Consider the following 25,128-nt stretch of genomic DNA (forward strand, 5'->3'; position numbering starts at 1 on the left):
AATCAACGACGCGTCAGCAGGACACCCAGCACCACACCCACTGCGGCGCCAATACCTACACCCGTCCATGGATTATCACGTACATATTCGTCTGCGCGCGCTGCCGCTTCGCGGGTTTGTTTCGCCAGCGCATCACCGGTTTCGCCCAGACGGTAACGGCTCTCTTTCAGTGCCTGCTCCGCTTTGCTGCGCAGTTTACTTACTTCTTCTTTCGATTTATCCGCAGAAGAGTTCAGCACCTCTTCCAGGGTGTCCGCCAGGGATTTCAGTTCAGCGCGCAGATTTTCTGAAGTTGTATCTTTTGACATGATTCTCTCCTGTTGAGATTTCCGTTAACTCAATAATCGCGAGCTTCCAGCGCTTTCAGTTCGTCCTGCGCCTCTTGCAACTTCCTCTCGCGCTTGGCAATTTTTTCCGCATCACCTTTCTCTTTCGCTTCCTGTAGGTCTTGACGGCGCTCGGCTATCTCGTCCTTCTGTTCAGCGATTTTTTCCTGATGATCGGCACGCAGCTTGCTGTCCGTACAGTTGTCTTTCACTTCGCTCAACGCTTTTTTCAGCCCGTCGATCCGGTGCTGATTGTTATGCTTTTCGGCATAACTGATTTCGCGTTGGATATCCTGTTCTTTCTCCTGACAAAGAGACATAGCGAAGGAAGCTGTGCTTAAAGAAAAAAGGGCCAGAGCCAGAGTGATGCGGTATTTCATTATAGAAACCTTCCATTGTGTTACGGCGTAAACCGTGTTCCAGAACTATGCGGAGAACATCTGAGGGGTGCTCCGCGTACTTAAGCATAGTAAGTAAACGGGAGTTTCACCAAAGTAGGTGAAAATATTCGGAATCTTAGTCGTTAACCAAATCGATGCGACGTGTCGCGTAACCGTGACATCCAGGAGGCTACGTGGCTGTCATCATCCTGTTGCGCAATGATGTAACCCTGCGGCAGCGTGCGGTCCAGCACGGCTTTCGCCGCGGCGCTTTGCGCACTGGAGTCAAATTTTATCAGCAGCACATCGTCTTGCGGCGTGATGCTCTTAAAGCGGATCCCGTTTGCGTCCAGATGATGCCAGATGGAAAAACCATCCGGCACGCTGGTTCCCTGGCTCACAGGACGGATAGCCAGCGTCGACTCCTGATGCTGTAGCGCAGACCACAGCAGGATAAGAGCGCTGAACATCATCAGCGCGACGATAGCGTAAGAGAAGCGGCGCAGCGCGAGCGGGGAGATAACCATCGTTAACCCCTGGCTCCGTATTTCTTCTTCCACAGTACGACCAGGGACCCGACCAGGCCAAACACCAGCAGAACGACGGGCAGCAGCATCAGGCAAGACATCAGCTGGTCTTCATATTTCATAAAGACCGGCGTTTTGCCCAGCGCGTAGCCGAGCGTGGTCAGGATCAGAACCCACAGCAAGCCGCTCATCCAGTTAAAGAACTGGAAGCGCGTGCTGCTCAGGCCGGACAGGCCCGCAATGGTGGGCAGCAGGGTGCGTACGAATGCGATAAAGCGGCCGATCAGTAAGGCGGAAAGCCCATGCTTATGGAAAAGGTGGTGCGCTCGCTGGTGGTAATGGGCCGGAAGGTGCGAAAGCCAGTTCTGAACGATTCGCGTGTTACCCAGCCATCGCCCCTGAATGTAACTCACCCAGCAGCCCAGGCTGGCGGCAATGGTCAAAAGCAGGACCGTTTGCGGGAAAGCCATCGCCCCTTTTGCACAGAGCACCCCGACCAGCACCAGCAGGCTGTCGCCGGGTAAAAAGGCAGCAGGCAGCAGACCGTTCTCAAGGAACAGGATCATAAATAACACAAAGTAGAGCATGCCAATCATGGACGGGTTGGCCAGCGTTTCGAAATCCTGAGCCCAGAGGGCGTTCAGTAGTTGGGTCAAAAGTTCCATTCAGTGTTCCTGGAAATCGGTTAACGTCACGCCTGTCATTCGGGAAAACAGCACGGCGACATTGTTATGATTTCATTATGGTCGCTCGCGGACACATTGATGTGTGGCCAACACTGTTCCCTGTTAATTGGCTGGTTAGCAAGCACTAACTTACAAAATAACGAAGTGAATCCAATTGTAACAAAGCCCGACGTTCTGCGTCACAGAATTTGAGGGGAAACACGATTTTGGCGTAAGCCACGGAGGGGAGCGAGAAATTTTACAAAGGCTGACACTATAGAGGTTTTCTTACCCTGTCTGGCCGGAAGGCGCGGCGGTGCGCCTGCCAGCAGTTCGGGGCGTTATTTTGCGAGATTGGTCGCGGTATCGAGGTGAACGACCGGATTATCGGCAAAAAGATAGCGGTCAGCGTTAAATTCAAAGTCATCACTTGTTTCATTAAACAGCATCTGTTTGGTGTTCTCCAGGTGCTGCCACATTGCCAGTTTCGCCGCATGCGGATCTTTACGAATCAGAGCCTTAAGAATCTGGTCGTGGTCGTCACACCAGTTGTCTACCGTGCGGGAATCAATGTGATCGTGTAATTTCTTCCAGTACGGGTTGTGAACGCGCTGAGTCCACATTTTTTCAACGATTGCCGCCAGCGCCGTATTCTGAGTCGCAAGGGCGACCTGGACGTGGAATTGCAGGTCCCATTCGGAATCGCGGAAACATTTTTCTTTACGCGCATGATCCTGGATTTCCATCAGCTTCATGATGTCCTGTTTGGTCACCTGCGTCGCAGCAAATTCCGCAATGTTGCTTTCAATCAGCTGGCGAGCCTGGAGAAGCTCAAACGGACCGTAGCTGGCAAACTCCAGACTTTCGTCCGGGGTGGGGGAGTGTTTCGCCTGGCTGGAAATCACATGAATGCCGGAACCTTTGCGTACCTCAACATACCCTTCCACTTCCAGCATGATGATGGCTTCGCGGACCACCGTACGGCTGACGCTTTTTTCATCCGCAATGAAACGCTCAGCGGGAAGTTTATCACCGACAAGATAGACCCCTTGCTCGATGCGATCTTTCAGCTCGGCGGCAAGTTGTTGATATAAACGACGTGATTCGGTGATTTCCATATGCGCTCCAGGCAGGGTACGGCGAATGATTTGTTATACCACTTTTGCGTGCCACTCTCCAGATTTCACCATGAAAAAAGCCGCCCGTAGGCGGCTTTTGAGAAGATTTTGCCGGGTGGCGCTGCGCTTACCCGGCCTACGATTTTATTGGGTTTTGTAGGCCGGGTAAGGCGTAGCCGCCACCCGGCACAACAACGCTAACTCTGCGTCGCCGGTCCCCCAAGGGACTCTTTCGCCAGTTCATCGGCGGATTTGCTCTTCAGCACCGTCCAGATAACCACCGCACCCATCAGGTCGAAGATAGCCAGTACCGCGAACAGCGGGCTGAAACCAATCGTATCTGCCAGCGCGCCGACCACCAGCGCAAACAGGGTACTTGCGGTCCAGGCGGCCATCCCGGTCAGGCCGTTGGCGGTAGCGACTTCGTTACGACCAAACACGTCGGACGAGAGCGTAATAAGCGCACCGGAAAGAGACTGGTGAGCAAAGCCCCCGATACACAGCAGGGCGATAGCCACGTAAGGGCTGGTGAACAGGCCGATCATGCCCGGGCCGATCATCAGCAGGGCGCCCATGGTGACCACCATCTTACGGGACACAATCAGGTTCACGCCAAACCAGCGCTGGAACAGCGGTGGCAGGTAGCCGCCGACGATACAGCCCAGGTCTGCAAACAGCATTGGCATCCAGGCGAACATCGCGATCTCTTTCAGGTTAAAGCCGTAAACTTTAAACATGAACAGCGGGATCCAGGCGTTAAACGTACCCCAGGCCGGTTCTGCCAGGAAGCGTGGCAGGGCGATACCCCAGAACTGACGGGTGCCCAGGATCTGCCAGACGGACATCTTTTTGCCGTTGTCGGTCTGATGCTGGGATTCCTGACCATTAATAATGTAGTCACGTTCTTCGTCAGACAGCTTTTTCTGATCGCGCGGGTGTTTATAGAAGATCAGCCACGCCATGGCCCAGGCAAAGCTCAGCACACCGGAGATGATGAACGCCATCTGCCAGCTGTGCATCACAATCGCCCACACCACCAGTGGCGGAGCAATCATCGCCCCGATGGAGGAGCCCACGTTGAAGTAACCGACAGCGATTGAACGCTCTTTTGCCGGGAACCATTCAGAGCTGGCTTTCAGACCCGCGGGGATCATCGCTGCTTCGGCAGCACCTACCGCACCACGCGCCAGCGCCAGTCCGCCCCAGCTGCCGGCCAGCGCGGTCGCCCCACAGAAGACGGCCCAGGCTACAGCGAAGAAGGCATAACCAATTTTTGTACCCAGAATATCAAGAACATAACCTGCAACAGGCTGCATTACGGTGTAAGCGGCAGAGTAAGCCGCAATGATGTAAGAGTATTGCTGCGTGGAGATATGTAACTCTTCCATCAACGTTGGCGCCGCTGCTGCCACGGTGTTACGTGTCAGGTAGCCCAGCACGGTGCCGAGCGTCACCAGTGCGATCATGTACCAACGTAACCCTTTAATTTTACGCATGTAAAACCTCATCGTTATGTTATTTCCGTGTCGGGACACGGCAACAACTCAACCGTTGCCGGGAGTTGTTCTGTAACGGGAGGGGCGTAACCGGGAACCTGTCCCGGAACGGCCCGAACCTTGCCATAAGTAATCGTGCTAAGTCGGCTTCCGTACCGTTAAATCCGATGTCTCAAACACCGGTAATGCATTCCGTCGGCTTATAGTTTGCGACGGCGAAAAGATAACTTGTCATACAACTTTAAAAGGTGAGTGACATCACAAAAGTGTGAATCTTTGTAGGGACATTATGCGGTGCGCGCAAAGCCAGAACTGGCGCGGTCTGCGAGAGGGTTTACCCCTTTGAGGGTAATTTATTTGTCGACGTTTATTGATCTAACTCACGAAAAAAACGTCGGACTCTGGAAATTGGTGTGATAACTTTGCAGCATCTGAACATAAGCTTTCTGACGCTCCCGTAATGAGGAAGACGATAATGACACCGTTTATGACCGACGATTTTCTGCTAGATACCGAATTTGCTCGCCGCCTGTACCACGACTACGCAAAAGACCAGCCGATTTTCGACTACCACTGCCATTTACCGCCGCAGCAGGTTGCCGAAAATTACCGTTTCAAAAACCTGTATGATATCTGGCTGAAGGGTGACCACTATAAGTGGCGCGCAATGCGCACCAACGGCGTGGCCGAGCGCCTGTGTACCGGCGACGCGACCGATCGCGAGAAGTTTGACGCCTGGGCCGCTACCGTTCCTCACACCATCGGTAACCCGTTATACCACTGGACGCACCTCGAACTGCGTCGTCCGTTTGGTATCACCGGCAAGCTGCTCTCTCCCGCCACGGCGGATGAAATCTGGGATCAGTGCAATGAACTGCTGGCGCAGGATAGCTTCTCGGCGCGCGGCATCATGCAGCAGATGAACGTGAAGATGGTGGGCACCACCGACGATCCGGTCGACTCTCTGGAACATCACGCGGTTGTCGCGAAGGACAGCACGTTTGACATCAAAGTGCTGCCAAGCTGGCGCCCGGATAAAGCCTTCAACATCGAGCTGCCGACCTTTAACGACTACATGGCGAAGCTGGCGGAAGTTTCGGATACCGACATTCGTCGCTTTGGCGATCTGCAAACCGCGCTGACCAAACGTCTGGATCACTTTGCCGCACACGGCTGTAAAGTGTCTGACCACGCGCTGGACGTAGTGCTGTTCGCGGAATCCAGTGAAGCTGAGCTGGACAGTATTCTGGCGCGTCGTCTCTCCGGCGAAGCCCTGAGCGAGCACGAAGTGGCGCAGTTTAAAACCGCGGTGCTGGTGTTCCTCGGTGCGGAATATGCCCGTCGCGGCTGGGTTCAGCAGTATCACATCGGCGCGCTGCGTAATAACAACCAGCGTCAGTTCAAACTGCTGGGCGCGGACGTAGGCTTTGACTCCATCAACGACCGTCCGATGGCGGAAGAGCTGTCAAAACTGCTGAGCAAACAGAACGAGCAAAACCTGCTGCCAAAAACCATTCTGTACTGCCTGAACCCGCGCGATAACGAAGTGCTGGGCACTATGATCGGCAACTTCCAGGGCGAAGGGATGCCGGGCAAGATGCAGTTCGGTTCCGGCTGGTGGTTTAACGATCAGAAAGACGGCATGGAGCGTCAGATGACGCAGCTGGCGCAGCTCGGCCTGCTGAGCCGCTTCGTTGGCATGCTGACCGACAGCCGCAGTTTCCTCTCCTATACCCGCCATGAATATTTCCGCCGCATTCTGTGCCAGATGATTGGCCGCTGGGTGCACGCGGGCGAAGCGCCAGCGGATATCCAGCTGCTGGGCGAAATGGTGAGAAACATCTGCTTTAACAATGCGCGTGACTACTTCGCCATTGAACTGAACTAAGGCCGTTTGAGGTTGATATGCAATACATCAAAATCCATTCGCTGGATAACGTTGCCGTCGCGCTGGCCGATTTAGCCGAAGGGACGGAAGTGACCTTCGACAACCAGTCGGTGACGTTACGCCAGGCCATTGGACGTGGACATAAGTTTGCCCTGATCCCCATCGCGAAAGGGGAGAACGTGGTGAAGTACGGTTTGCCCATCGGTCATGCGCTGGCGGATATTGCGCCGGGTGAATACATTCATTCCCACAATACCCGCACCAATCTCAGCGATCTGGACGAGTACAGCTATCAACCTGACTTCCAGGCAGAAGAAGGACAGGCGGCCGATCGTGAGGTGCAGATCTACCGCCGCGCCAGCGGGGAGGTGGGGATCCGCAATGAACTGTGGATCCTCCCGACCGTCGGCTGCGTGAACGGGATCGCGCGTCAAATTCAGACGCGTTTCCTGAAAGAGACCAACAATGCTGAAGGCACCGACGGCGTGCATCTGTTCAGCCATACCTACGGTTGTTCCCAGCTGGGCGACGACCACATCAATACCCGCACCATGCTGCAAAATATGGTGCGTCACCCGAACGCGGGGGCGGTGCTGGTGATTGGCCTCGGCTGTGAAAACAATCAGGTCGACGCCTTCCGCGACACGCTGGGCGAGTTCGATCCTGAGCGCGTGCACTTTATGGTGTGTCAGCACCAGGACGACGAAGTGGAAGCGGGCGTTGAACAGCTGCACCAGCTGTATGAGGTGATGCGTCACGACAAGCGCGAGCCGGGCAAGCTGAGTGAACTGAAGTTTGGCCTGGAGTGCGGCGGATCTGACGGGCTTTCCGGCATTACCGCTAACCCGATGCTGGGCCGCTTCTCAGATTACGTGATTGCCAACGGTGGCACGACAGTGCTGACCGAAGTGCCGGAGATGTTCGGCGCAGAGCGCATTCTGATGAGCCACTGCCGCGACGAAGAGACCTTTGAGAAGACCGTCACCATGGTCAACGATTTCAAACAGTACTTCATCGCCCATAACCAGCCGATTTATGAGAACCCGTCGCCGGGTAACAAGGCGGGCGGGATCACCACGCTGGAAGAGAAATCCCTGGGCTGCACCCAGAAAGCGGGCGCCAGCCAGGTAGTGGACGTGCTGCGCTACGGTGAACGGCTGAAAACGCACGGTCTGAACCTGCTGAGCGCACCGGGCAACGATGCGGTCGCCACCAGTGCGCTGGCGGGAGCGGGCTGTCACATGGTGCTGTTCAGTACCGGGCGCGGCACGCCGTACGGCGGATTTGTGCCAACGGTGAAAATCGCCACTAACAGCGAGCTGGCGGCGAAGAAAAAACACTGGATCGACTTTGATGCCGGCCAGCTGATCCACGGCAAAGCGATGCCGCAGCTGCTGAGCGAATTCGTGGACACGATTGTGGAATTTGCCAGCGGCAGGCAGACCTGCAACGAGAAGAACGACTTCCGCGAGCTGGCGATCTTTAAGAGTGGTGTGACGCTATAAGTGCTTTGTCGGGTGGCGCTAGCGCTTACCCGACCTACTAAATCCTGTAGGCCCGGTAAGGCGTAGCCGCCACCGGGCTTGTCTTTTTAACTGCGCAGGGCGTTCTTCGCTAAACGTGCATCTTCCGCCTGACAGGCCGCTGCGGTAAACAGCACGTCGGTAGAGGAGTTCAGCGCGGTTTCGCAGGAATCCTGCAATACGCCGATAATGAAGCCGACCGCGACAACCTGCATGGCAATCTCGTTCGGAATACCGAACATGTTACAGGCCAGCGGGATCAGCAGCAGCGAGCCGCCCGCCACACCGGAGGCGCCACAGGCACACAGTGATGCAACGACGCTCAGCAGCAGCGCGGTCGGCAGATCCACCGGAATGCCCAGCGTATGCACCGCCGCCAGCGTCAGCACGGTGATGGTGATCGCCGCACCTGCCATGTTCACGGTTGCACCCAGAGGAATCGACACCGAATAGGTATCGCGATCCAGATTCAGCTTCTCCGCCAGCGCCATGTTGACCGGAATGTTTGCCGCCGAGCTGCGGGTGAAGAAGGCATACACGCCGCTTTCACGCAGGCAGGTCAGCACCAGCGGATACGGGTTGCGGCGGATCTGCCAGAACACCAGCAGTGGGTTGATCACCAGCGCCACCAGCAGCATACAGCCGACCAGGACGACCAGCAGCTGCGCGTAGCCCCACAGTGCATCGAAACCGGTGGTTGCCAGCGTGGAGGAGACCAGGCCGAAAATACCGATTGGCGCAAAGCGAATCACCAGCTTCACCATAAAGGTGACAGCGTTGGACATATCGTTCACCAGGTTTTTCGTGGTCTCGTTACCATGACGCAGCGCGAAGCCCAGACCGATCGCCCAGACCAGGATGCCGATGTAGTTCGCGTTCGTCAGCGCGGTGACGGGGTTAGAGACCATGCTCATCAGCAGACCGCGAAGCACTTCCACAATCCCGGACGGCGGGGTGATATCACCGGCCGCGCTGGTCAGGTGCAGCGTGGACGGGAACAGGAAGCTAAACACCACGGCCGTTAAGGCAGCAGAGAAGGTTCCCAGCAGATACAGGAACAGAATAGGGCGAATGTTGGTTTTTTGTCCGTGCTGGTGGTTGGCAATCGACGCCATCACCAGCATCAGCACCAGTACCGGGGCGACGGCCTTCAGTGCGCCAACGAAAAGGGTGCCGAGCAGCCCCGTCGCTTCCGCGGCAGGTTTTGACACCATCGCCAGCAGAATACCCAGTACCAACCCGACCAGAATTTGTTTTACAAGACTGCCCTGCGCCAGGCGCGCGAACAGACCGCGTGATTGTGTGCTCATACGTTATTCCTGAGTGAAATTGCGTTCCATCCTGGATGTGCTCTAAGTCACATTTGTGTCCGGATGTAAGTATTTGTTTGCCTGGTTGAGTATCAGGGAAAGCAGCGAAAGGCGGAAGCGTAAAATGCTGGATTTTACGTGTTGTGTCATGTTTTTTAACTATTGGTTAACGAAAGTGCCGGGTGGCGCTGCGCTTACCCGGCCTACATTGCATTTCCCCCTCTCCCTGTGGGAGAGGGTTGGGGTGAGGGCATCAGCCCGCACCGAACGTTGCACTAAGCCTGCTGCTTCTTATCGTGCTGGCGGTTAACCCAGGTATTGATAATCAGCGTCACCAGCAGAATGCCAAACACCACGCCGAGCGAAATGGCGATCGGAATATGGTAGAAATCGACGATCAGCATCTTGATACCGATAAACACCAGAATCACCGACAGACCGTACTTCAGCATTGAGAAGCGCTCTGCCGCACCCGCCAGCAGGAAGTACATCGCACGCAGGCCGAGGATGGCGAACAGGTTTGAGGTCAGCACGATGAACGGGTCGGTAGTGACCGCGAAGATAGCCGGGATACTGTCCACCGCGAAAATCACGTCGCTCAGTTCGACCAGAATCAGCACCAGCAACAGCGGGGTGGCGAACAGCAGGCCGTTCTTACGCACGAAGAAATGCTCGCTCTCGATCTTGTCCGTCATGCGCAGATGACCCCGGATCCACTTCACCAGCGGCTTATCACCGATACCGGTATCGTCTTCTTTCGCCAGCGCCATTTTTACCCCGGTAAACAGCAGGAACGCGCCAAATACATACAGCAGCCATTCGAACTGGGTAATCAGCCAGCTACCGGCGAAGATCATGATGGTACGCAGGACAATAGCGCCCAGCACACCGTACACCAGCACGCGGCGTTGCAGAGCCGCAGGCACGGCGAAGTAGCTGAACAGCATCAGCCAGACGAAGACGTTATCAACCGCCAGCGCTTTTTCAATCAGATAGCCGGTGAGGAAGGCGAGTGCCTGAGGATCGGCCACCGCGCGGCCTTCGGTTGAGGCCAGATACCACCAGAAGGCGGCGCAGAAGAGGAGTGAGAGGGTAACCCATACCAGCGACCAGACGGCGGCTTGCTTGACGCTCATGCCGTGCTCGCCGCGACGACCCTGCAAAAAGAGGTCGATTGCCAGCATGATGAGCACGACAACCGCGAATCCGCCCCACAGCATTGGAGTGCCGACAGAATGCATACTATTTTCCTTACACATAAAAAACAAAAACGGCCATGGTCAGAAGACGATAGCCGTTAGCTTTTTATGCATAGACCTCGCCTTCCGGCAAGGTCTCACTTACAACCACGAAGGTTGCCCGGCGACCGGATGCGGTTTTGCACGCATCGTAATGACGATCCACCGACGAAGAAGTTACTCCCCTTTGCAGGTAACAAATTATGTCAGACCATCGGTTTCGTCAATGGTCTGCACGATTTCATTACACAGTTTTACGCGACGGCTTCCACATTCACGCCGTCTGCGGGGAAGATCACGCCAGTCTGTCGGCGGATCTCCGTTTGCAGCTTCGCCGTGGTGCGGCTGATCGCCAGCCCCGGGTGGTTCACTTCGTTGTCTTCTACCAGACGGGCGAAGACCTCTGCCTCATAGAGCATAGTGTTAATATGCTGAGGCTGCGTCAGCTCCTGCGCTTTGCCGCCGCGGGGAACGATGCTTAGCTTCTGGCATTCGGAGATTTTTTCGATCACCAGCGAGCCGTCTTCGCCCTGAATTTCGCTTGGCAGTACGGAGTCACTGACCTTCGAGTGCTGCAACGTCACGCTAAAATCACCGTAGTCCAGCACCACAACGCCGTGTGCATCCACGCCGCTTTCCAGCAGGCTGGCAGTGGCGGTTACGCCGTGCGGTTCACCCCACAGGGCGACCGCAGAGGCCAGGCAGTAAAAACCGATATCCATAATCGAGCCATTCGAGAATGCCGGGTTAAAGGTGTTCGGGTTTTCGCCGTCCAGGTAGCGCTGGTAGCGCGAGGAATACTGGCAGTAGTTGATAAAGGCTTTACGCACTTTGCCAATTTTCGGCAGCGATTGCTGCAACAGCAGGAAGTTCGGCAGGCTGGCGGTTTTGAACGCTTCAAACAGTACCACCTGGTTTTCGCGGGCAAGCGCAATGGCGGCTTCCACTTCCTCAATATTCGAGGCGAGCGGCTTCTCGCAGATCACATGCTTTTTGTGGCTGAGGAACAGCTTCGTTTGCGGGAAGTGCAGAGAATTCGGGCTGGCGATATAGACCGCGTCAATGGCGTCGCTTTGCGCCATCTCATCGAGCGAGGTGAACAGATGTTCAACCAGGTAGTCATTCGCAAAACTCTGCGCCTGCTCAAGGCTGCGGGAATAGACTGCGGTGAGCTTATATTTGCCGGTTTCGTGGGCGGCGTCGACGAACTGGCGCGTGATCCAGTTCGTACCGATGACTGCGAAACGTATCATAAACGTTTACGTACTCCGTAGCAGGGAACCTAAAGCCACTGTAGCACGTCATCATGACATTTCGCGTGCGCTACTGCGCATTACTCTTTAACGATAAATGCGTCAGCCACAAACGGGTATCAAACTCCAGCTGGTGGTACTGCGGCTCCATATGGCAGCACAGTGAGTAGAACGCTTTGTCGTGCTCTTTCTCTTTCAGGTGCGCCAGCTCGTGCACCACGATCATCCGCAGAAAGGCTTCCGGCGCATTGCGAAAGACGGTCGCGACGCGGATCTCCGCTTTGGCCTTCAGCTTGCCGCCCTGTACGCGGGAGATGGCGGTATGCAGGCCGAGCGCGTTTTTCAGCACGTGGATCTTATTGTCGTACATCACCTTGTTGATCGGCGGAGCGCTCTTAAGATACTGGTTTTTCAGATCCTGCGTATACTGCCAGAGGGCTTTGTCAGTCGCGAAATCATGCGTGCCCGGGTAGCGTTTTTCCAGCACCGCGCCGAGCTTTCCCGCGGCAATCAGGTCACGAACCTGGGAAAGTAAATGCTCCGGATAGCCCTGGAGATAAGTCAGCTGGTTCATCAAAACCCCAAAATAGTGTGAAAACGGGTATACTCACGCACCCTTTTCAGGGATACGCCAAATTTTACCATTCAGGAGGGCCGATGAGCCACTTAGACAACGGTTTCCGTTCACTCAACCTTAAACGTTTCCCGGAAACGGACGACGTTAACCCGCTTCAGGCGTGGGAAGCGGCGGATGAATATCTGCTGCAACAGTTGGATGGGACTGAAATCAGCGGCCCGGTTCTGATCCTGAATGACGCGTTTGGCGCGCTGGCCTGCGCGCTGGCGGAACATGCGCCTTACAGTATCGGCGATTCTTACTTAAGCGAGCTGGCGACGCGTGAAAACCTGCGTCACAACGATATCGAAGAATCCAGCGTGAAGTTCCTCGACAGCACCGCGGACTACCCGCAGGCGCCGGGCGTGGTGCTGATTAAAGTGCCCAAAACCATGGCGCTGCTGGAGCAGCAGCTTCGCGCGCTGCGTAAGGTCGTGACGCCGGATACGCGTATTATCGCGGGTGCCAAAGCGCGCGATATTCACACCTCGACGCTGGAATTGTTCGAGAAAGTGCTCGGCCCAACCACCACTACGCTTGCCTGGAAAAAAGCGCGCCTGATCAACTGTACCTTCAGCGCACCGGCGCTGGCCGACGCGCCGGAGACGCTGAGCTGGAAGCTGGAAGGCACCGACTGGACCATCCACAACCACGCGAACGTTTTCTCCCGTACCGGTCTGGATATCGGCGCACGCTTCTTTATGGAACATCTGCCGGAAAACCTGGAAGGGGAAATCGTTGATCTCGGCTGCGGTAATGGCGTGATTGGCCTGACGCTGCTGGCGAAGAACCCGGAGGCCAGCGTGGTGTTCAGCGACGAATCGCCGATGGCGGTGGCCTCCAGCCGTCTGAACGTGGAAACCAACCTGCCGGAGGCACTGGATCGCTGCGAGTTTATGATCAATAACGCGCTGTCGGGCGTAGAGCCTTTCCGCTTCAACGCGGTATTCTGTAACCCGCCATTCCACCAGAAGCACGCCCTGACGGATAACGTCGCGTGGGAGATGTTCCACCACGCGCGCCGCTGCCTGAAAATCAACGGCGAGCTGTATATCGTGGCGAACCGCCACCTGGACTACTTCCACAAGCTGAAGAAGATTTTCGGCAACTGCGTCACCATTGCCACCAATAACAAATTCGTGGTGCTGAAATCGGTGAAGCTGGGGCGTCGTCGGTAAGATTGGGTATGTGCGGCCTGATGCCCGGTGGCGCTTCGCTTACCGGGCCTACAATGGCCTCGAACCCGTAGGCCGGGCAAGCGAAGCGCCGCCCGGCAATGCCCTAGATCGCCAGAGCCAACTTCGTCCCCTGCGCAATTGCCCGCCGCGCATCCAGCTCCATCGCCACATCGCACCCGCCGATCAAATGCACCGTTTTCCCCGCCTCACGCAGCGGATCCGCCAGATCCCGCTTCGGCTCCTGCCCGGCGCACAAAATCACATGATCCACGCGCAGCAGTTGCGGTTCGCCGCCGATCAGCACGTGCAGCCCGTCGTCGTCGATCTTCTGGTAGCTCACCCCCGGGATCATCTTCACCCCGCGCGAGAGCAGGGTGGCGCGGTGGATCCAGCCCGTGGTTTTGCCCAGCCCTTCACCCGGCTTGCTGGCTTTACGCTGGAGCATCACAATCTGACGCGGGCTTTTCGGCAGCTGCGGACCTTCCGGGCGTAAACCACCGGACTGACTGAGGCTGGTATCAATGCCCCATTCCACGCAGAACTCAGCGATGTTCTGGCTGGTGGCTTCGCCCGGCTGGCTTAAATACATCGCGGTATCAAAACCGATCCCGCCGCAGCCGATGATCGCCACCTTCTCGCCAACCGGCGCTTTGTCCCTTAATACATCCAGATAGCTCAATGCCTTCGGATGATCGATGCCTTCGATCGCAGGCGTGCGCGGGGCGATCCCACTCGCGAGGATCACCTCGTCGAAACCGATCAGATCCGCCGCGCTGACAAACTGTTTAAGCCGCAGATCGACGCCCGTCACCTCGATCATCCGGCGGTAATAGCGCAGCGTTTCATAGAACTCCTCTTTGCCGGGGATCTGTCTGGCGACAGTAAACTGCCCGCCAATCTCCGCCAGCGCATCAAACAGCGTCACGCTGTGCCCGCGCGAGGCGGCATTGACTGCGAACGCCAGTCCCGCCGGGCCTGCGCCCACCACGGCCAGGCGTTTTTTATTGACCGCCGGAACGATCGGCATTTTGGTTTCATGGCAGGCGCGGGGGTTAACGAGGCAGGAGGTGACCTTGCCGACGAAGATCTGATCCAGACACGCCTGGTTACAGCCGATGCAGGTATTAATCTCGTCCGCACGGCCGCTTTGCGCTTTGGAGAGCAGTTCGGCATCCGCGAGGAACGGGCGCGCCATCGATACCATATCGGCATCGCCGCGTGAGATCACATCCTCCGCCACCTGCGGATCGTTAATGCGGTTGGTGGTGACCAGTGGAACGGAGACTTTGCCTTTCAGCTTGCGCGTTACCCAGCTGAACGCCGCGCGCGGCACCGGCGTAGCGATGGTCGGAATGCGCGCTTCGTGCCAGCCAATCCCGGTGTTGATGATGGTGGCGCCAGCGGCTTCAATCGCCTGCGCCAGCTGCACGGTTTCGTCGAAGGTGCCGCCGCCCTCTACCAGGTCGAGCATCGACAGGCGGAAGATGATAATAAAATCCGTACCCGCACGTTCACGCACCGCGCGCACCACCTCCACGGCAAAACGCATCCGGCGGGCATAGTCGCCACCCCATTCGTCGTCGCGCTGGTTGGTGCGTGCGGCGAGGAATTCGTTGATCAGGTAGCCTTCCGAGCCCATCACCTCCACCCCGTCGTAGCCCGCTTCCCGCGCCAGCGCCGCGCAGCGGGCAAAATCGTCTATCAGGGCCAGGATCTCGTCGTGGCTGAGGGCATGGGGAGTAAAGCGGTTAATCGGCGCCTGAATAGCCGAGGGGGCAACCAGGTTCGGCTGATAGCTGTAGCGTCCGGTATGCAGAATTTGCAGGGCGATTTTGCCGCCCTCGCGGTGGACCGCGTCGGTCACAATGCGGTGATGCGGCAGCTGTGACGCATCGTTCAACACTGCGCCGCCCTCCATCGTCACGCCGGAAGGGGCAGGGGCTATGCCGCCGGTGACAATCAGCGCCACCCCGTGGCGCGCGCGCTCGGCATAGAAGGCTGCCAGACGTTCAGCCCCGTCCGGACGCTCCTCCAGCCCGGTGTGCATCGAGCCCATCAGCACGCGGTTTTTGAGGGTGGTGAACCCCAGATCGAGAGGGGCGAATAACGACGGGTAGCGGCTCATAGTCTCTTCCAGTGTAAAATTATTGTTATGTGGTCGGATGAGTTACTAATTTAGCCAGCGGGGAGTAAAAGGGAAAAGGGGAATGCAGTGAATGTGATGGGATTCAAATATTGGTGTGGCCTGATGCCCTCACCCTAACCCTCTCCCACAGGGAGAGGGGACTTAATCTCCCTCTCCCTTAGGGAGAGGGCCGGGGTGAGGGGGATGCCCGCACTAACCCCGGTGCCTGCCACATCGACGTCGTCAGCCCGCTGTCCACCAGCCCAAGCTGGTCGGCATACACCGCCTGCCATTTCTGCATCATGCCGTCGTACAGCTCGCGGTGCTGCGGGTTCGGCGTGAACTCGCGGCTCCACTTCACCAGCCGCTCGCCCGTCGAAGCCATATCCGCAAACAACCCCGCGCCAGCACCTGCCGCAATCGCGCAACCCAGCGCCGTTGCCTCTTTGACTTCCGGCACGCGCACCGGCAGCCCAGTAACGTCGCTTAAAATCTGGCTCCACAGGGCGCCTTTGGCCCCGCCACCCGCAAACACCAGGCTCTCAAACGTCACGCCGGAGAAGCGCGAAATCTGCGCCAGGTTGCAGGCCGAGACGATGGCCGCGTTCTCTTCCAGCGCGCGGAACAGCGTCGCTTTGTTGCACTTTTCCGGGTCGATGGAGAGGTTAATAAACGACGGCGCTGCGTGATACCACTGCTTAAAATGCATCGCGTCGGAGAAGATCGGCATCACGCCGTGGGAGCCCGCCGGGACGCGGCTCGCCATCTCTTCGAGCAGGGAGTAGGTGTCCATTCCCATTCGTTCGGCAATCAGCTTCTCTTCGGCGCAGAAGGCGTCGCGGAACCAGCGCATGGTTAGCCCGGTAAAGAAGCTGATCGACTCCGCCTGCGCCATGCCGGGGATGACGTGCGGGTTTACGCGGATGTTCATCTCAGGGTCGGTGCGCACCTGCGGCAGATTCACCACCTGCTGCCAGAAGGTGCCGCCGAGAACCGCCGTTTGTCCGGCGCGGACCACGCCCAGCCCCAGACAGCCCAGCTGCACGTCGCCGCCGCCCATCACCACCGGTGTGCCTTCGCGCAGGCCGCTCTGCTGCGCGGCCTGTCTGGTAATCGCCCCCAGCACGGTGCCGGTCTCTTTCACCGGAGAGAGAATATCGGCGCGCAGCCCGGCCATGTCGAGCAGCGCCGGACGCCAGTCGCGGGAGAAGAGATCCAGCATGCCGGTGGTGCCCGCATTGGACGGATCGACCGCCAGCTCACCGGAGAGCTTCGCCGCCAGCCAGTCGCTGATCATGGTGATGGTGGCGGCTTTACGATAAATATCCGGACGATGGTGCGCCAGCCACAGCAGGCGCGGCATGGCGCTGAGGGCAAGCGTCTGGCCGGAAACATCATACACTTCGGATTCAAACCGGTAGTCGTGGATCTCTTTGAGTTCAGCCACCTCGCGGCTGGCGCGGGCGTCGACGTTGGCGCAGGCCCAGATAGCCTCGCCGTTGCGGTCGTACAGCACAATCCCTTCGCGCATCGAGCAGCAGGCGACGGACTGAATATCCGCCGCGCTCAGGCGTGCGCGCTCCAGCGCCTGATGAATACACCGGCAGGCCAGCCGCCAGTTGGTGTCGAGGTCGAACTCCATCGAGCCCGGCACGTTCTCCACGCTCAGGTGCTTCCACTCGGCCTGGCCAACGGCAATCTGGTTGCCCTGTAAATCAAAAATCACGGCGCGAACGCTGCCTGTCCCTGCATCTAACGCTAAAAGGTAACTCATGAGCTTGCCTCGTGTCAGGCGCAGGGCTGCTCTTATCCGGCCAGAGCCAGCACCGCGCGGGCTGTCGTCTCTTCCGTCACCAGGCCATTAATACGGCGACCTTTCAGTGCGGCATAAATCGCATCGGCTTTCTCTTCCCCTCCGGCCACGCCTACGATGGTGGGCAGCTGCGCCAGTTCATCGAGCGTGACGCCCAGTAATTCTTTGTGGATCTCCAGCTCCTCGACGCATTCCCCTTCGGCATTGAGGAAATAGCCAAGGATATCGCCCACCGCGCCTTTACGGGCGTACATCAGCTGTTCACCTTCGCTGATATAGCCGGAGCGCAGTATCGTCGCGTCACGGCGCTGGTTTACCGAGCCAATCCCGACCACCGCCACGTCAGCCGCGGTGGCGGCGAGGATCACGTCCCGCACGCTGGTTTCGCGCTTTAAGATCCCGGCGACTTCAGCGGATGACACGCGAAGCGGGGCGGGGATCATGCTGACGCTACAGGCCGCATCCAGCTGGCCGATACCGGTCATATACGGCCCGACGCCGCCAGAGAGCGTCACCAGGCGGATCTGCTGCGAGCTGATAAAGCCGCTTAAGTGTTGCAGACTGCTCATGGTGGTTTCACCGAAGCCCACCGCTAACAGCTGGCCGGGTTGCAGTACGCCCATCAGCGACTGTGCCGCGCCAATGCCCAGCCGCACGTTCATCGGCGGCGTATTCAGGGCGGGCATCACGCGCACCAGCTTCAGGCCAAATCGTTGTTGCAGCTCGGTTTCCAGCGCCAGGCAGCCCTCGTAGCGGGAGTTGATCTGCACGCGGATCACCCCGGACTGACGGCCTTTCTCCAGCAGGCGGGAGATCTTCAGACGCGGCAGCCCGAGCCGTTCGCCGATGTCGTTCTGGGTCAGCCCGTCGTGGTAGTAGCACCAGGCCACGCGCGCCACCAGCTCCTCTTCCGCCAGTGCCAGCCCGGCAAACCGTCCTTCTTCCGCAGTGCGTTTATCGCTCATAATTGAACTCTTATAAAAATTTAGATCATATGTTCGTGATGGTGCGACGTGAAAATGTGAGCCACGCGACAAAACGGATCTTTTCGATCGTTTCCGCTTTATCTGAATCTCAATCGATAAAACTGTGATCCCTGCACGGTTGTAAATATAGTTCACCGTCTACGCTTTTGAACATTATTAAATCTAAAAATCATTTGTTCAATAGCGGAGCGATGATGACACCACTTCTCGACGCGCGTGATATCAGCAAGCAGTTTTCAGGCGTACCGGTCTTAAAAGGCATTGATTTCACGCTGCTTGCGGGGCAGGTGCATGCGCTGATGGGCGGTAACGGCGCGGGAAAATCGACGCTGATGAAGATCATCGCCGGGGTAGAAACCCCGGATAGCGGTGAACTTTCGGTGGCGGGTGAGTCTTTTGCACGGCTTACCCCGGCGCAGGCGCACAGGTTAGGCATTTATCTGGTGCCGCAGGAGCCGCTGCTATTTCCCAACCTGACGGTGCGGGAAAACATCCTGTTTCGTCTGCCGCGAGAGCGCGATCGGGAAAAACGCCTGGCGGAAAAACTCCGACAGCTGCAATGCCAGCTTAACCTCGACGCTACCGCCAGCACCCTCGAGGTGGCGGACCAGCAGATGGTGGAGATCCTGCGCGGGCTGATGCGCAACGCCAGAATTCTGATCCTTGATGAACCCACGGCCTCGCTGACGCCCGGTGAAACCGAACGGCTGTTTCGCCAGATCCGCGCCTTGCAGGATCTTGGCGTCGGGATTGTTTTTATCTCGCATAAGCTGCCGGAGATTCGACAGCTGGCGAGTCACGTCTCAGTGATGCGCGACGGCGCGGTGGTGCTCAGCGGCGAAACTGCGCATTTTGACGATAACGCCCTGATCGCCGCCATGACGCCTGTAAGCCGGGAAGCATCCCTGAGCGATACGCAAAAGCTGTGGCTGGCGCTGCCGGGCAACCGCCGCACCCAGGCGCAGGATTTTCCCGTGCTGCGCGTGGAAGCGCTCACCGGGGAGGGCTTTATCGATCTCAGCCTTGAGATTTACGCCGGGGAGATTGTCGGTCTGGCCGGGCTGGTGGGGTCCGGGCGCACCGAGTTTGCCGAAACGCTCTACGGCCTGCGTCCGGTTCGCGGCGGGCGGGTGTGGCTGGAGAGCCAGGAGATCACCGCCGATCCGGTCAGTTCACGCCTGCAAAAAGGGCTGGTCTATCTGCCGGAAGACAGGCAGGTGTCCGGCCTGTTTCTCGACGCGCCGATCCGCTGGAACACCGTGGCGCTGAACGAGCCGTCGCTCTGGCAGCAGCGAAAGCGGGAGTCTGCGGTAGTGGAACGCTATCACCGGGCGCTGGGGATCAAGCTCAACCATGCGGATCAAACCGTGCGCACGCTCTCCGGTGGTAATCAGCAGAAGGTGCTGCTGGCGCGCTGTCTTGAGGCCAACCCGCTGCTGCTGATCGTCGATGAACCGACGCGCGGCGTGGACGTATCGGCGCGCGCTGATATTTATCAGCTGCTGAAAAGCGTGGCGGCGCAGAACGTGGCGGTGCTGATGATCTCAAGCGATCTCGATGAGTTTCCCGGCCTCGCGGATCGGGTGCTGGTAATGCATCAGGGCGTGCTCAGCGGCGAGCTGCCGCGCCACGCCGTCAGCCTCGACCGGATGATGGCGCTGGCGTTTGGAGGGCAATCATGAAGATCTTACTGAAAAACCGCGAGCTGAGCGCGTTTCTCTCCATTCTGGCGCTGTTCGCCGTGCTGGTGGCGCTGAACCCGTCCTACCTGAGCTTACAGACGCTGGGGATGATCTTCGCCAGCTCGCAGATCTTGATCCTGCTGGCTATCGGCGCGGCGCTGGTGATGCTGACCCGCAATATTGACGTCTCCGTCGGCTCCACCGTCGGGCTTTCGGCGATCGCCGTCGGCGTGGCGCTGAACAGCGGCTACAGCCTGCCCGTTTCCATTCTCTTCGCGCTGTCGATTGGCGCGCTGGCGGGGGCGTTCAACGGTTTTCTGGTGGTGGGCCTGCGCATTCCGGCGATTGTCGCCACCCTCGGCACGCTGGGGCTGTATCGTGGGGCGATGCTGCTGTGGACCGGCGGGAAGTGGATAGAAGGGCTGCCGCCGGGGCTGAAATCTCTCTCTGAGCCCGCCGCCGTCGGCATTTCGCCGCTCGGCATGCTGGTGTTGATTATCGCGGCCATCGGCGCGTGGACGCTGTCGCGCACCGCCTTTGGACGTGATTTTTACGCCGTGGGGGATAACCTCGCCGCCGCGCGCCAGCTGGGCGTGGCGGTGAACCGCACCCGCATGATCGCCTTTACCCTCAACGGCATGCTGGCGGCCTGCGCCGGGATTGTGTTTGCCTCACAGATTGGCTTCGTGCCCAACCAGACCGGCAGCGGGCTGGAGATGAAAGCCATCGCCGCCTGCGTGCTCGGTGGCATCTCGCTGCTGGGCGGCACCGGCACGCTGGTCGGCGCCTTACTCGGCGCGTTCTTCCTCACCCAAATCGATACCGTGCTGGTGCTGTTCAGGCTCCCGGCGTGGTGGAACGACTTTATCGCCGGGCTGGTGCTGCTGGGTGTGCTGGTGCTCGACGGGCGGCTGCGTCAGGCGCTCTCACGGCATCAGCGGGCGCTGAAATACAGCCGTTTCCAGCCGGGTAACAAAGGGGGAAAGCACGTTACCCCGTTCCCGAAACGCAAAAAAGAGGTGGCGTAAATGAGGCTTAACTGGGAAAGCGCGCTGCTGATTTTACTGGTGCTGGAGATCCTGCTCTTCGGCGCCATCAACCCGCGCATGCTTGATATCAACATGCTGCTGTTCAGCACCAGCGACTTTATCTGCATTGGCATCGTGGCGCTGCCGCTTACGCTTGTGATTATCAGCGGCGGGATCGATATTTCCCTCGGCTCAACCATCGGCCTGTGCGCCATCGCGCTGGGGGTGATGATGCAGGCAGGGTGGCCGATGGCGGTTGCCATCCCTCTGACGCTGCTGCTCGGCCTGCTGTGCGGGCTGGTGAATGCGGCGCTGATCCACTACACCGGCATCAGCCCGTTGGTCATTACCCTCGGCACGCTCTACCTCTACGGCGGCGGGGCGCTGCTGCTCTCCGGCATGGCGGGGGCGACGGGCTACGAGGGGATCGGCGGCTTCCCGGACAGCTTTACCACCTTCGCTAACCTCACGGTGGTGGGCCTGCCGATCCCGCTGGTGCTGTTCGCGGTGATTACCGCTTTCTTCTGGCTGATTACCCACCGCGGGCGCTTTGGTCGGCATCTGTTTTTAATCGGCCAGAATCCGCGTGCGGCGCGCTATGCGGCGCTGTCGGTGAACGGCATGCCGTACGCGCTGTACGGCCTGGTGGGGGTAGCCTCGGCGGTTGCCGCGCTGGTGATGGTCTCCTATTTCGGTTCCGCGCGCTCGGATCTGGGGCGCGATTTACTCATGCCCGCGCTCACCGCCGCCGTACTCGGCGGGGCAAATATCTACGGCGGGTCAGGTTCGGTTGTCGGTACGGCGCTGGCGGCGCTGCTGGTGGGGTACCTGCAACAGGGTTTACAGATGGTCGGCATCCCCAACCAGGTGTCGAGCGCGCTGTCAGGGGCGCTGCTGGTTGTGGTGGTGATGGGACGTTCGCTGAGTCTGCACCGCGAATGGGTGCGTTCTCTCTTCAGAAAACTATCCGGAGCGTAAGATGAAAACAAAACTATTCGTCCTGGCAATGGCCCTCAGCTTCGCTTCGGCGCAGGCGGCGGACCGCATTGCCTTTATCCCGAAACTGGTAGGCGTGGGATTCTTCACCAGCGGCGGCAACGGCGCGAAAGAGGCGGGGAAAGATCTCGGCGTGGACGTGACCTACGACGGCCCGACCGAGCCGAGCGTCTCCGGCCAGGTGCAGCTGATCAATAACTTCGTCAACCAGGGCTATAACGCCATTATCGTCTCCGCCGTGTCGCCGGACGGCCTCTGCCCGGCACTGAAGCGCGCGATGCAGCGCGGAGTCAAGGTCCTGACCTGGGATTCCGACACCAAACCGGAGTGCCGCAGCATCTACATCAACCAGGGAACGCCGGAGCAGCTCGGCGGTCTGCTGGTGGAGATGGCGGGCAAGCAGGTCACCAAACCGAACGCGAAAGTGGCGTTCTTCTACTCCAGCCCCACCGTCACCGACCAGAACCAGTGGGTGAAAGAGGCAAAGGCCAAAATCGAGAAAGATCATCCTCAGTGGCAGGTCGTCACCACCCAGTTTGGCTATAACGACGCCACCAAATCTCTGCAAACCGCCGAAGGGATCTTAAAAGCCTATCCGGATCTGGATGCGATTATCGCCCCGGACGCCAACGCCCTGCCAGCCGCGGCACAGGCGGCGGAAAACCTGAAACGGGAAGGGGTGGCGATTGTCGGCTTCAGCACGCCGAACGTGATGCGCCCGTACGTTGAGCGCGGCACGGTGAAAGCCTTCGGCCTGTGGGATGTGGTGCAACAGGGCAAAATTGCGGTCAATGTCGCCGATCGTTTACTGAAAAAAGGCGATCTTAACCCTGGCGACAGCGTCGACGTGAAAGATATCGGGACGCTGAAGGTCGAGCCGAACAGCGTGCAGGGCTACCAGTATGAGGCGAAGGGCAACGGCATCGTGCTGCTGCCGGAGCGGGTGGTGTTCACCAAAGAGAACATCAACAAATACGATTTCTGACGGGGGAGCAAATGGCTGATTTAGATGACATCAAAGACGGCAAGGATTTTGGCATCGGCACGCCGCAGCAGAATGTGCCGTACACCCTGAAGGGCTGCGGCTCGCTGGACTGGGGCATGCAGTCGAGGCTTGCGCGCATCTTCAACCCACAGAGCAACCGCACGGTGATGCTGGCCTTTGACCACGGCTACTTTCAGGGGCCGACCACCGGCCTTGAGCGTATCGATCTCTCCATCGCGCCGCTATTTGGTGAAACCGACGTGCTGATGTGCACCCGCGGCATCCTCAGGAGCCAGGTGCCAGCCGCCACGAACAAACCGGTGGTGCTGCGCGCCTCCGGCGGTAACTCGATTCTGGGCGAGCTGTCCAACGAGTGCGTGGCGGTGGCGATGGAGGACGCGCTGCGCCTGAACGTCTGCGCGGTGGCGGCGCAGGTGTATATCGGAAGCCCGTTTGAGCATCAGTCGATCAACAACATCATCAAGCTGGTGGATGCGGGGGCGCGCTACGGCATGCCGACGCTGGCGGTGACGGGCGTGGGGAAAGAGATGGCGCGTGACGCGCGCTATTTCTCGCTTGCCAGCCGCATCGCCGCCGAAATGGGAGCGCAGTTCGTCAAAACCTACTACGTGGACGAGGGCTTTGAAAAAGTGACCGCCAGCTGCCCGGTGCCGATTGTTATCGCCGGGGGCAAAAAGCTGCCGGAGCACGAGGCGCTGGAGATGTGCTGGCGGGCGATTGACCAGGGCGCATCCGGCGTGGACATGGGGCGCAACATCTTCCAGTCCAGCGCGCCACTCGCCATGCTGAAGGCGGTGAAGAAAGTCGTTCACGAGAACATGAGCGCCCGGGAGGCGTTCCAGTTCTGGCAGGAAGAGAAACAGGGAGAAGCAAAATGAACGTGACGCTGGTGGAGATTAATATTAAACCCGAGCGGGTGGACGAGTTTCTGGAGGTATTTCGCGCCAACCACGAGGGGGCCATCAAGGAGCCGGGAAACCTGCGCTTTGATGTCTTGCAGGACCCGCGGGTGAAAACCCGCTTCTTTATCTACGAAGCCTATAAAGACGAAGCGGCGGTGCTGGCGCATAAGCAAACGCCACACTATCTGGCGTGCGTGGATAAGCTTGAAGAGCTGATGTCAGAGCCGCGCAAAAAACGCTGTTTTGTGGGGTTGTTGCCGGAGTAGCGGCTTTGCCCGGTGGCGCTGCGCTTACCGGGCCTACATATGCAGTATTTGTAGGCCGGGTAAGCGAAGCGCCACCCGGCGTTGTTCACGCCAGCTCCAGCAACTGAACACGCGCAGTCGCGCCCGGCATCAGCTTTTGCAGATTGCTCACCAGCTCATCGCCAGCTTCCTGTAATGCCGCCAGCGGCATCGACGGCAGGCTTTCGAGAATAAACCACATGGACTGCGCCTGGCTGTCCAGACGCGTGCGTACCCCCTGTCGCCAGTTCCAGCGGCGGCAGGTGACGCCGAGATCGTCACGCCAGATAACTTCGCCTGGCTCCGGATTTTCTACAACCGGCTCACCTTCTTTAAAGGTATCAAACGGCTCGCTGCCGTCGGCCAGCGTCAGGCGCGGCGCTCCCGAGTAAGCCGCCAGATTTTCTCCCCCTACCGGAATAGCGTAGCGGATACTGATGGCATTATAGACATCCACCACCGGGTCGAGCGGCGGCAGCGAACCGTCTCTCATCACGCGCTTGCGCAGGGCCGAGGCCGAGCAGGGCGTACGTTTGGGTTTTGCACCAAAGGCTTTAAACACCTCATCCCAGGCGGCGAGATGATTTTCTGCCCAGGGCACATCATCATTGAGCATCTGCTGGCAGGCCTGCGCCAGCGCAGCGGGCGCAACCTCCGGTTGGGTAATCGGGGCAGCTTCAACCAGAATGCTCAGTGCCCGAAAGCCGGGCGCGATCCCGACAAGTCGCGAATCTATTGACGGTGTTAGAAGAGACATAAATAATCCTGTATTGACTGTTTTATACCAT

23 protein-coding genes are annotated in these 25,128 nt (G+C 58.4%); 9 read left to right on the forward strand and 14 right to left on the reverse strand.

The features are described 5' to 3' along the window. Positions 1 to 2: 2 nt before the first annotated feature. From O1722_RS03020 to O1722_RS03045, 6 genes are all read right to left on the reverse strand, one after another. The gene (locus tag O1722_RS03020; RefSeq protein WP_003862645.1) at positions 3 to 308 is read right to left on the reverse strand and encodes an ElaB/YgaM/YqjD family protein; all 306 of its coding nucleotides are present in this window, start codon (positions 306 to 308) and stop codon (positions 3 to 5) included. Between the two features lie 29 nt (positions 309 to 337). Continuing rightward, on the reverse strand, positions 338 to 706 hold the full coding sequence (locus tag O1722_RS03025) for a DUF1090 domain-containing protein (RefSeq protein WP_017382428.1): 369 nt from the start codon (positions 704 to 706) through the stop codon (positions 338 to 340). 143 nt (positions 707 to 849) lie between these two features. Then, positions 850 to 1,233, reverse strand: coding sequence for an EnvZ/OmpR regulon moderator MzrA (gene mzrA / locus O1722_RS03030; RefSeq protein WP_003862640.1), 384 nt, complete (start codon positions 1,231 to 1,233; stop codon positions 850 to 852). A 2-nt stretch (positions 1,234 to 1,235) separates the two neighbouring features. Further along, positions 1,236 to 1,898, reverse strand: coding sequence for a DedA family general envelope maintenance protein YqjA (yqjA, locus tag O1722_RS03035; protein ID WP_003862638.1), 663 nt, complete (start codon positions 1,896 to 1,898; stop codon positions 1,236 to 1,238). A gap of 341 nt (positions 1,899 to 2,239) precedes the next feature. Continuing rightward, positions 2,240 to 3,016, reverse strand: coding sequence for a transcriptional regulator ExuR (gene exuR / locus O1722_RS03040; protein WP_003862635.1), 777 nt, complete (start codon positions 3,014 to 3,016; stop codon positions 2,240 to 2,242). Between the two features lie 197 nt (positions 3,017 to 3,213). Continuing rightward, a complete protein-coding gene (locus O1722_RS03045; protein WP_015571942.1) occupies positions 3,214 to 4,512 on the reverse strand; it encodes an MFS transporter in 1,299 nt (432 codons plus the stop codon). A 475-nt stretch (positions 4,513 to 4,987) separates the two neighbouring features. Here O1722_RS03045 and uxaC point away from each other — a divergent pair, with 475 nt between their 5' ends. Both uxaC and O1722_RS03055 read left to right on the forward strand, forming a co-directional pair. Next, positions 4,988 to 6,400, forward strand: coding sequence for a glucuronate isomerase (gene uxaC, locus O1722_RS03050; protein ID WP_017382427.1), 1,413 nt, complete (start codon positions 4,988 to 4,990; stop codon positions 6,398 to 6,400). A gap of 17 nt (positions 6,401 to 6,417) precedes the next feature. Beyond that, entirely contained in the window at positions 6,418 to 7,905 is a 1,488-nt protein-coding gene (locus tag O1722_RS03055) for a UxaA family hydrolase (protein WP_015571940.1), read from the forward strand. 86 nt (positions 7,906 to 7,991) lie between these two features. On the opposite strand, the gene sstT is transcribed toward O1722_RS03055, so the two are convergent. The 4 genes from sstT to O1722_RS03075 all read right to left on the reverse strand — a co-directional run bounded on the left by sstT (position 7,992) and on the right by O1722_RS03075 (position 12,298). Continuing rightward, entirely contained in the window at positions 7,992 to 9,233 is a 1,242-nt protein-coding gene (gene sstT, locus O1722_RS03060; RefSeq protein ID WP_033487676.1) for a serine/threonine transporter SstT, read from the reverse strand. Positions 9,234 to 9,508: 275 nt separating this feature from the next. Next, positions 9,509 to 10,474, reverse strand: coding sequence for a TerC family protein (locus O1722_RS03065; RefSeq protein WP_017382424.1), 966 nt, complete (start codon positions 10,472 to 10,474; stop codon positions 9,509 to 9,511). Positions 10,475 to 10,725: 251 nt separating this feature from the next. Continuing rightward, positions 10,726 to 11,724 carry a Gfo/Idh/MocA family protein gene (locus O1722_RS03070; RefSeq protein ID WP_003862623.1) on the reverse strand — a complete coding sequence of 333 codons (999 nt, stop codon included), beginning with the start codon at positions 11,722 to 11,724 and terminating at the stop codon, positions 10,726 to 10,728. Positions 11,725 to 11,794: 70 nt separating this feature from the next. Continuing rightward, positions 11,795 to 12,298, reverse strand: coding sequence for a YgjP-like metallopeptidase domain-containing protein (locus O1722_RS03075; protein WP_003862622.1), 504 nt, complete (start codon positions 12,296 to 12,298; stop codon positions 11,795 to 11,797). A gap of 83 nt (positions 12,299 to 12,381) precedes the next feature. On the opposite strand from O1722_RS03075, the gene rlmG reads away from it, so the two are divergent. Then, positions 12,382 to 13,518 carry a 23S rRNA (guanine(1835)-N(2))-methyltransferase RlmG gene (gene rlmG / locus O1722_RS03080; RefSeq protein WP_015571936.1) on the forward strand — a complete coding sequence of 379 codons (1,137 nt, stop codon included), beginning with the start codon at positions 12,382 to 12,384 and terminating at the stop codon, positions 13,516 to 13,518. 103 nt (positions 13,519 to 13,621) lie between these two features. Here the strand turns inward: rlmG and O1722_RS03085 are convergent, their stop codons facing one another. The 3 genes from O1722_RS03085 to lsrR form a co-directional block, all read right to left on the reverse strand. Then, positions 13,622 to 15,643 (reverse strand): NADPH-dependent 2,4-dienoyl-CoA reductase, encoded by a 2,022-nt coding sequence (locus O1722_RS03085; RefSeq protein WP_033487677.1) that lies wholly within the window; start codon positions 15,641 to 15,643, stop codon positions 13,622 to 13,624. A 178-nt stretch (positions 15,644 to 15,821) separates the two neighbouring features. Beyond that, positions 15,822 to 17,417, reverse strand: a complete 1,596-nt coding sequence (gene lsrK / locus O1722_RS03090) for an autoinducer-2 kinase (RefSeq protein WP_033487678.1) — start codon at positions 17,415 to 17,417, stop codon at positions 15,822 to 15,824. 32 nt (positions 17,418 to 17,449) lie between these two features. Beyond that, positions 17,450 to 18,421, reverse strand: coding sequence for a transcriptional regulator LsrR (gene lsrR / locus O1722_RS03095; protein ID WP_015571933.1), 972 nt, complete (start codon positions 18,419 to 18,421; stop codon positions 17,450 to 17,452). A gap of 215 nt (positions 18,422 to 18,636) precedes the next feature. Here lsrR and lsrA point away from each other — a divergent pair, with 215 nt between their 5' ends. From lsrA to lsrG, 6 genes are read left to right on the forward strand one after another with little or no spacing between them, the layout of a single operon-like run. Continuing rightward, positions 18,637 to 20,124 (forward strand): autoinducer 2 ABC transporter ATP-binding protein LsrA, encoded by a 1,488-nt coding sequence (lsrA, locus tag O1722_RS03100; RefSeq protein WP_032669124.1) that lies wholly within the window; start codon positions 18,637 to 18,639, stop codon positions 20,122 to 20,124. Continuing rightward, a complete protein-coding gene (gene lsrC / locus O1722_RS03105) occupies positions 20,121 to 21,152 on the forward strand; it encodes an autoinducer 2 ABC transporter permease LsrC (RefSeq protein ID WP_033487680.1) in 1,032 nt (343 codons plus the stop codon). The genes lsrA and lsrC overlap by 4 nt, the downstream gene beginning before the upstream one ends. Next, on the forward strand, positions 21,153 to 22,130 hold the full coding sequence (gene lsrD, locus O1722_RS03110) for an autoinducer 2 ABC transporter permease LsrD (protein ID WP_032103364.1): 978 nt from the start codon (positions 21,153 to 21,155) through the stop codon (positions 22,128 to 22,130). 1 nt (position 22,131) lies between these two features. After that, the gene (gene lsrB, locus O1722_RS03115) at positions 22,132 to 23,133 is read left to right on the forward strand and encodes an autoinducer 2 ABC transporter substrate-binding protein LsrB (RefSeq protein WP_017382416.1); all 1,002 of its coding nucleotides are present in this window, start codon (positions 22,132 to 22,134) and stop codon (positions 23,131 to 23,133) included. Positions 23,134 to 23,144: 11 nt separating this feature from the next. Then, a complete protein-coding gene (gene lsrF, locus O1722_RS03120; RefSeq protein WP_017694299.1) occupies positions 23,145 to 24,032 on the forward strand; it encodes a 3-hydroxy-5-phosphonooxypentane-2,4-dione thiolase in 888 nt (295 codons plus the stop codon). After that, positions 24,029 to 24,322: a (4S)-4-hydroxy-5-phosphonooxypentane-2,3-dione isomerase gene (lsrG, locus tag O1722_RS03125; RefSeq protein WP_023295476.1), complete on the forward strand. Its 294-nt coding sequence runs from the start codon at positions 24,029 to 24,031 to the stop codon at positions 24,320 to 24,322. Before lsrF ends, lsrG begins: the two co-directional genes overlap by 4 nt. A gap of 85 nt (positions 24,323 to 24,407) precedes the next feature. Here lsrG and O1722_RS03130 read toward each other — a convergent pair whose 3' ends face one another. Then, positions 24,408 to 25,097, reverse strand: coding sequence for a B3/B4 domain-containing protein (locus O1722_RS03130; RefSeq protein ID WP_033487681.1), 690 nt, complete (start codon positions 25,095 to 25,097; stop codon positions 24,408 to 24,410). Positions 25,098 to 25,128 lie beyond the last annotated feature (31 nt).

The organism is Enterobacter cloacae complex sp. HYC003_NIDB (genome assembly GCF_056673375.1).

Bases quoted from the DNA above. Each gene is read 5' to 3' on its own strand.
- yqjA (WP_003862638.1), bottom strand. From the start codon at position 1,898: ATGGAACTTTTGACCCAACTACTGAACGCCCTCTGGGCTCAGGATTTC.
- uxaC (WP_017382427.1), top strand. From the start codon at position 4,988: ATGACACCGTTTATGACCGACGATTTTCTGCTAGATACCGAATTTGCT.
- rlmG (WP_015571936.1), top strand. From the start codon at position 12,382: ATGAGCCACTTAGACAACGGTTTCCGTTCACTCAACCTTAAACGTTTC.
- lsrF (WP_017694299.1), top strand. From the start codon at position 23,145: ATGGCTGATTTAGATGACATCAAAGACGGCAAGGATTTTGGCATCGGC.
- lsrD (WP_032103364.1), top strand. From the start codon at position 21,153: ATGAGGCTTAACTGGGAAAGCGCGCTGCTGATTTTACTGGTGCTGGAG.
- O1722_RS03085 (WP_033487677.1), bottom strand. From the start codon at position 15,643: ATGAGCCGCTACCCGTCGTTATTCGCCCCTCTCGATCTGGGGTTCACC.
- lsrR (WP_015571933.1), bottom strand. From the start codon at position 18,421: ATGAGCGATAAACGCACTGCGGAAGAAGGACGGTTTGCCGGGCTGGCA.
- lsrC (WP_033487680.1), top strand. From the start codon at position 20,121: ATGAAGATCTTACTGAAAAACCGCGAGCTGAGCGCGTTTCTCTCCATT.
- O1722_RS03065 (WP_017382424.1), bottom strand. From the start codon at position 10,474: ATGCATTCTGTCGGCACTCCAATGCTGTGGGGCGGATTCGCGGTTGTC.
- O1722_RS03045 (WP_015571942.1), bottom strand. From the start codon at position 4,512: ATGCGTAAAATTAAAGGGTTACGTTGGTACATGATCGCACTGGTGACG.
- O1722_RS03075 (WP_003862622.1), bottom strand. From the start codon at position 12,298: ATGAACCAGCTGACTTATCTCCAGGGCTATCCGGAGCATTTACTTTCC.
- mzrA (WP_003862640.1), bottom strand. From the start codon at position 1,233: ATGGTTATCTCCCCGCTCGCGCTGCGCCGCTTCTCTTACGCTATCGTC.
- O1722_RS03020 (WP_003862645.1), bottom strand. From the start codon at position 308: ATGTCAAAAGATACAACTTCAGAAAATCTGCGCGCTGAACTGAAATCC.
- lsrG (WP_023295476.1), top strand. From the start codon at position 24,029: ATGAACGTGACGCTGGTGGAGATTAATATTAAACCCGAGCGGGTGGAC.
- O1722_RS03130 (WP_033487681.1), bottom strand. From the start codon at position 25,097: ATGTCTCTTCTAACACCGTCAATAGATTCGCGACTTGTCGGGATCGCG.
- lsrB (WP_017382416.1), top strand. From the start codon at position 22,132: ATGAAAACAAAACTATTCGTCCTGGCAATGGCCCTCAGCTTCGCTTCG.
- O1722_RS03070 (WP_003862623.1), bottom strand. From the start codon at position 11,724: ATGATACGTTTCGCAGTCATCGGTACGAACTGGATCACGCGCCAGTTC.
- O1722_RS03025 (WP_017382428.1), bottom strand. From the start codon at position 706: ATGAAATACCGCATCACTCTGGCTCTGGCCCTTTTTTCTTTAAGCACA.
- O1722_RS03055 (WP_015571940.1), top strand. From the start codon at position 6,418: ATGCAATACATCAAAATCCATTCGCTGGATAACGTTGCCGTCGCGCTG.
- lsrA (WP_032669124.1), top strand. From the start codon at position 18,637: ATGACACCACTTCTCGACGCGCGTGATATCAGCAAGCAGTTTTCAGGC.
- sstT (WP_033487676.1), bottom strand. From the start codon at position 9,233: ATGAGCACACAATCACGCGGTCTGTTCGCGCGCCTGGCGCAGGGCAGT.
- exuR (WP_003862635.1), bottom strand. From the start codon at position 3,016: ATGGAAATCACCGAATCACGTCGTTTATATCAACAACTTGCCGCCGAG.
- lsrK (WP_033487678.1), bottom strand. From the start codon at position 17,417: ATGAGTTACCTTTTAGCGTTAGATGCAGGGACAGGCAGCGTTCGCGCC.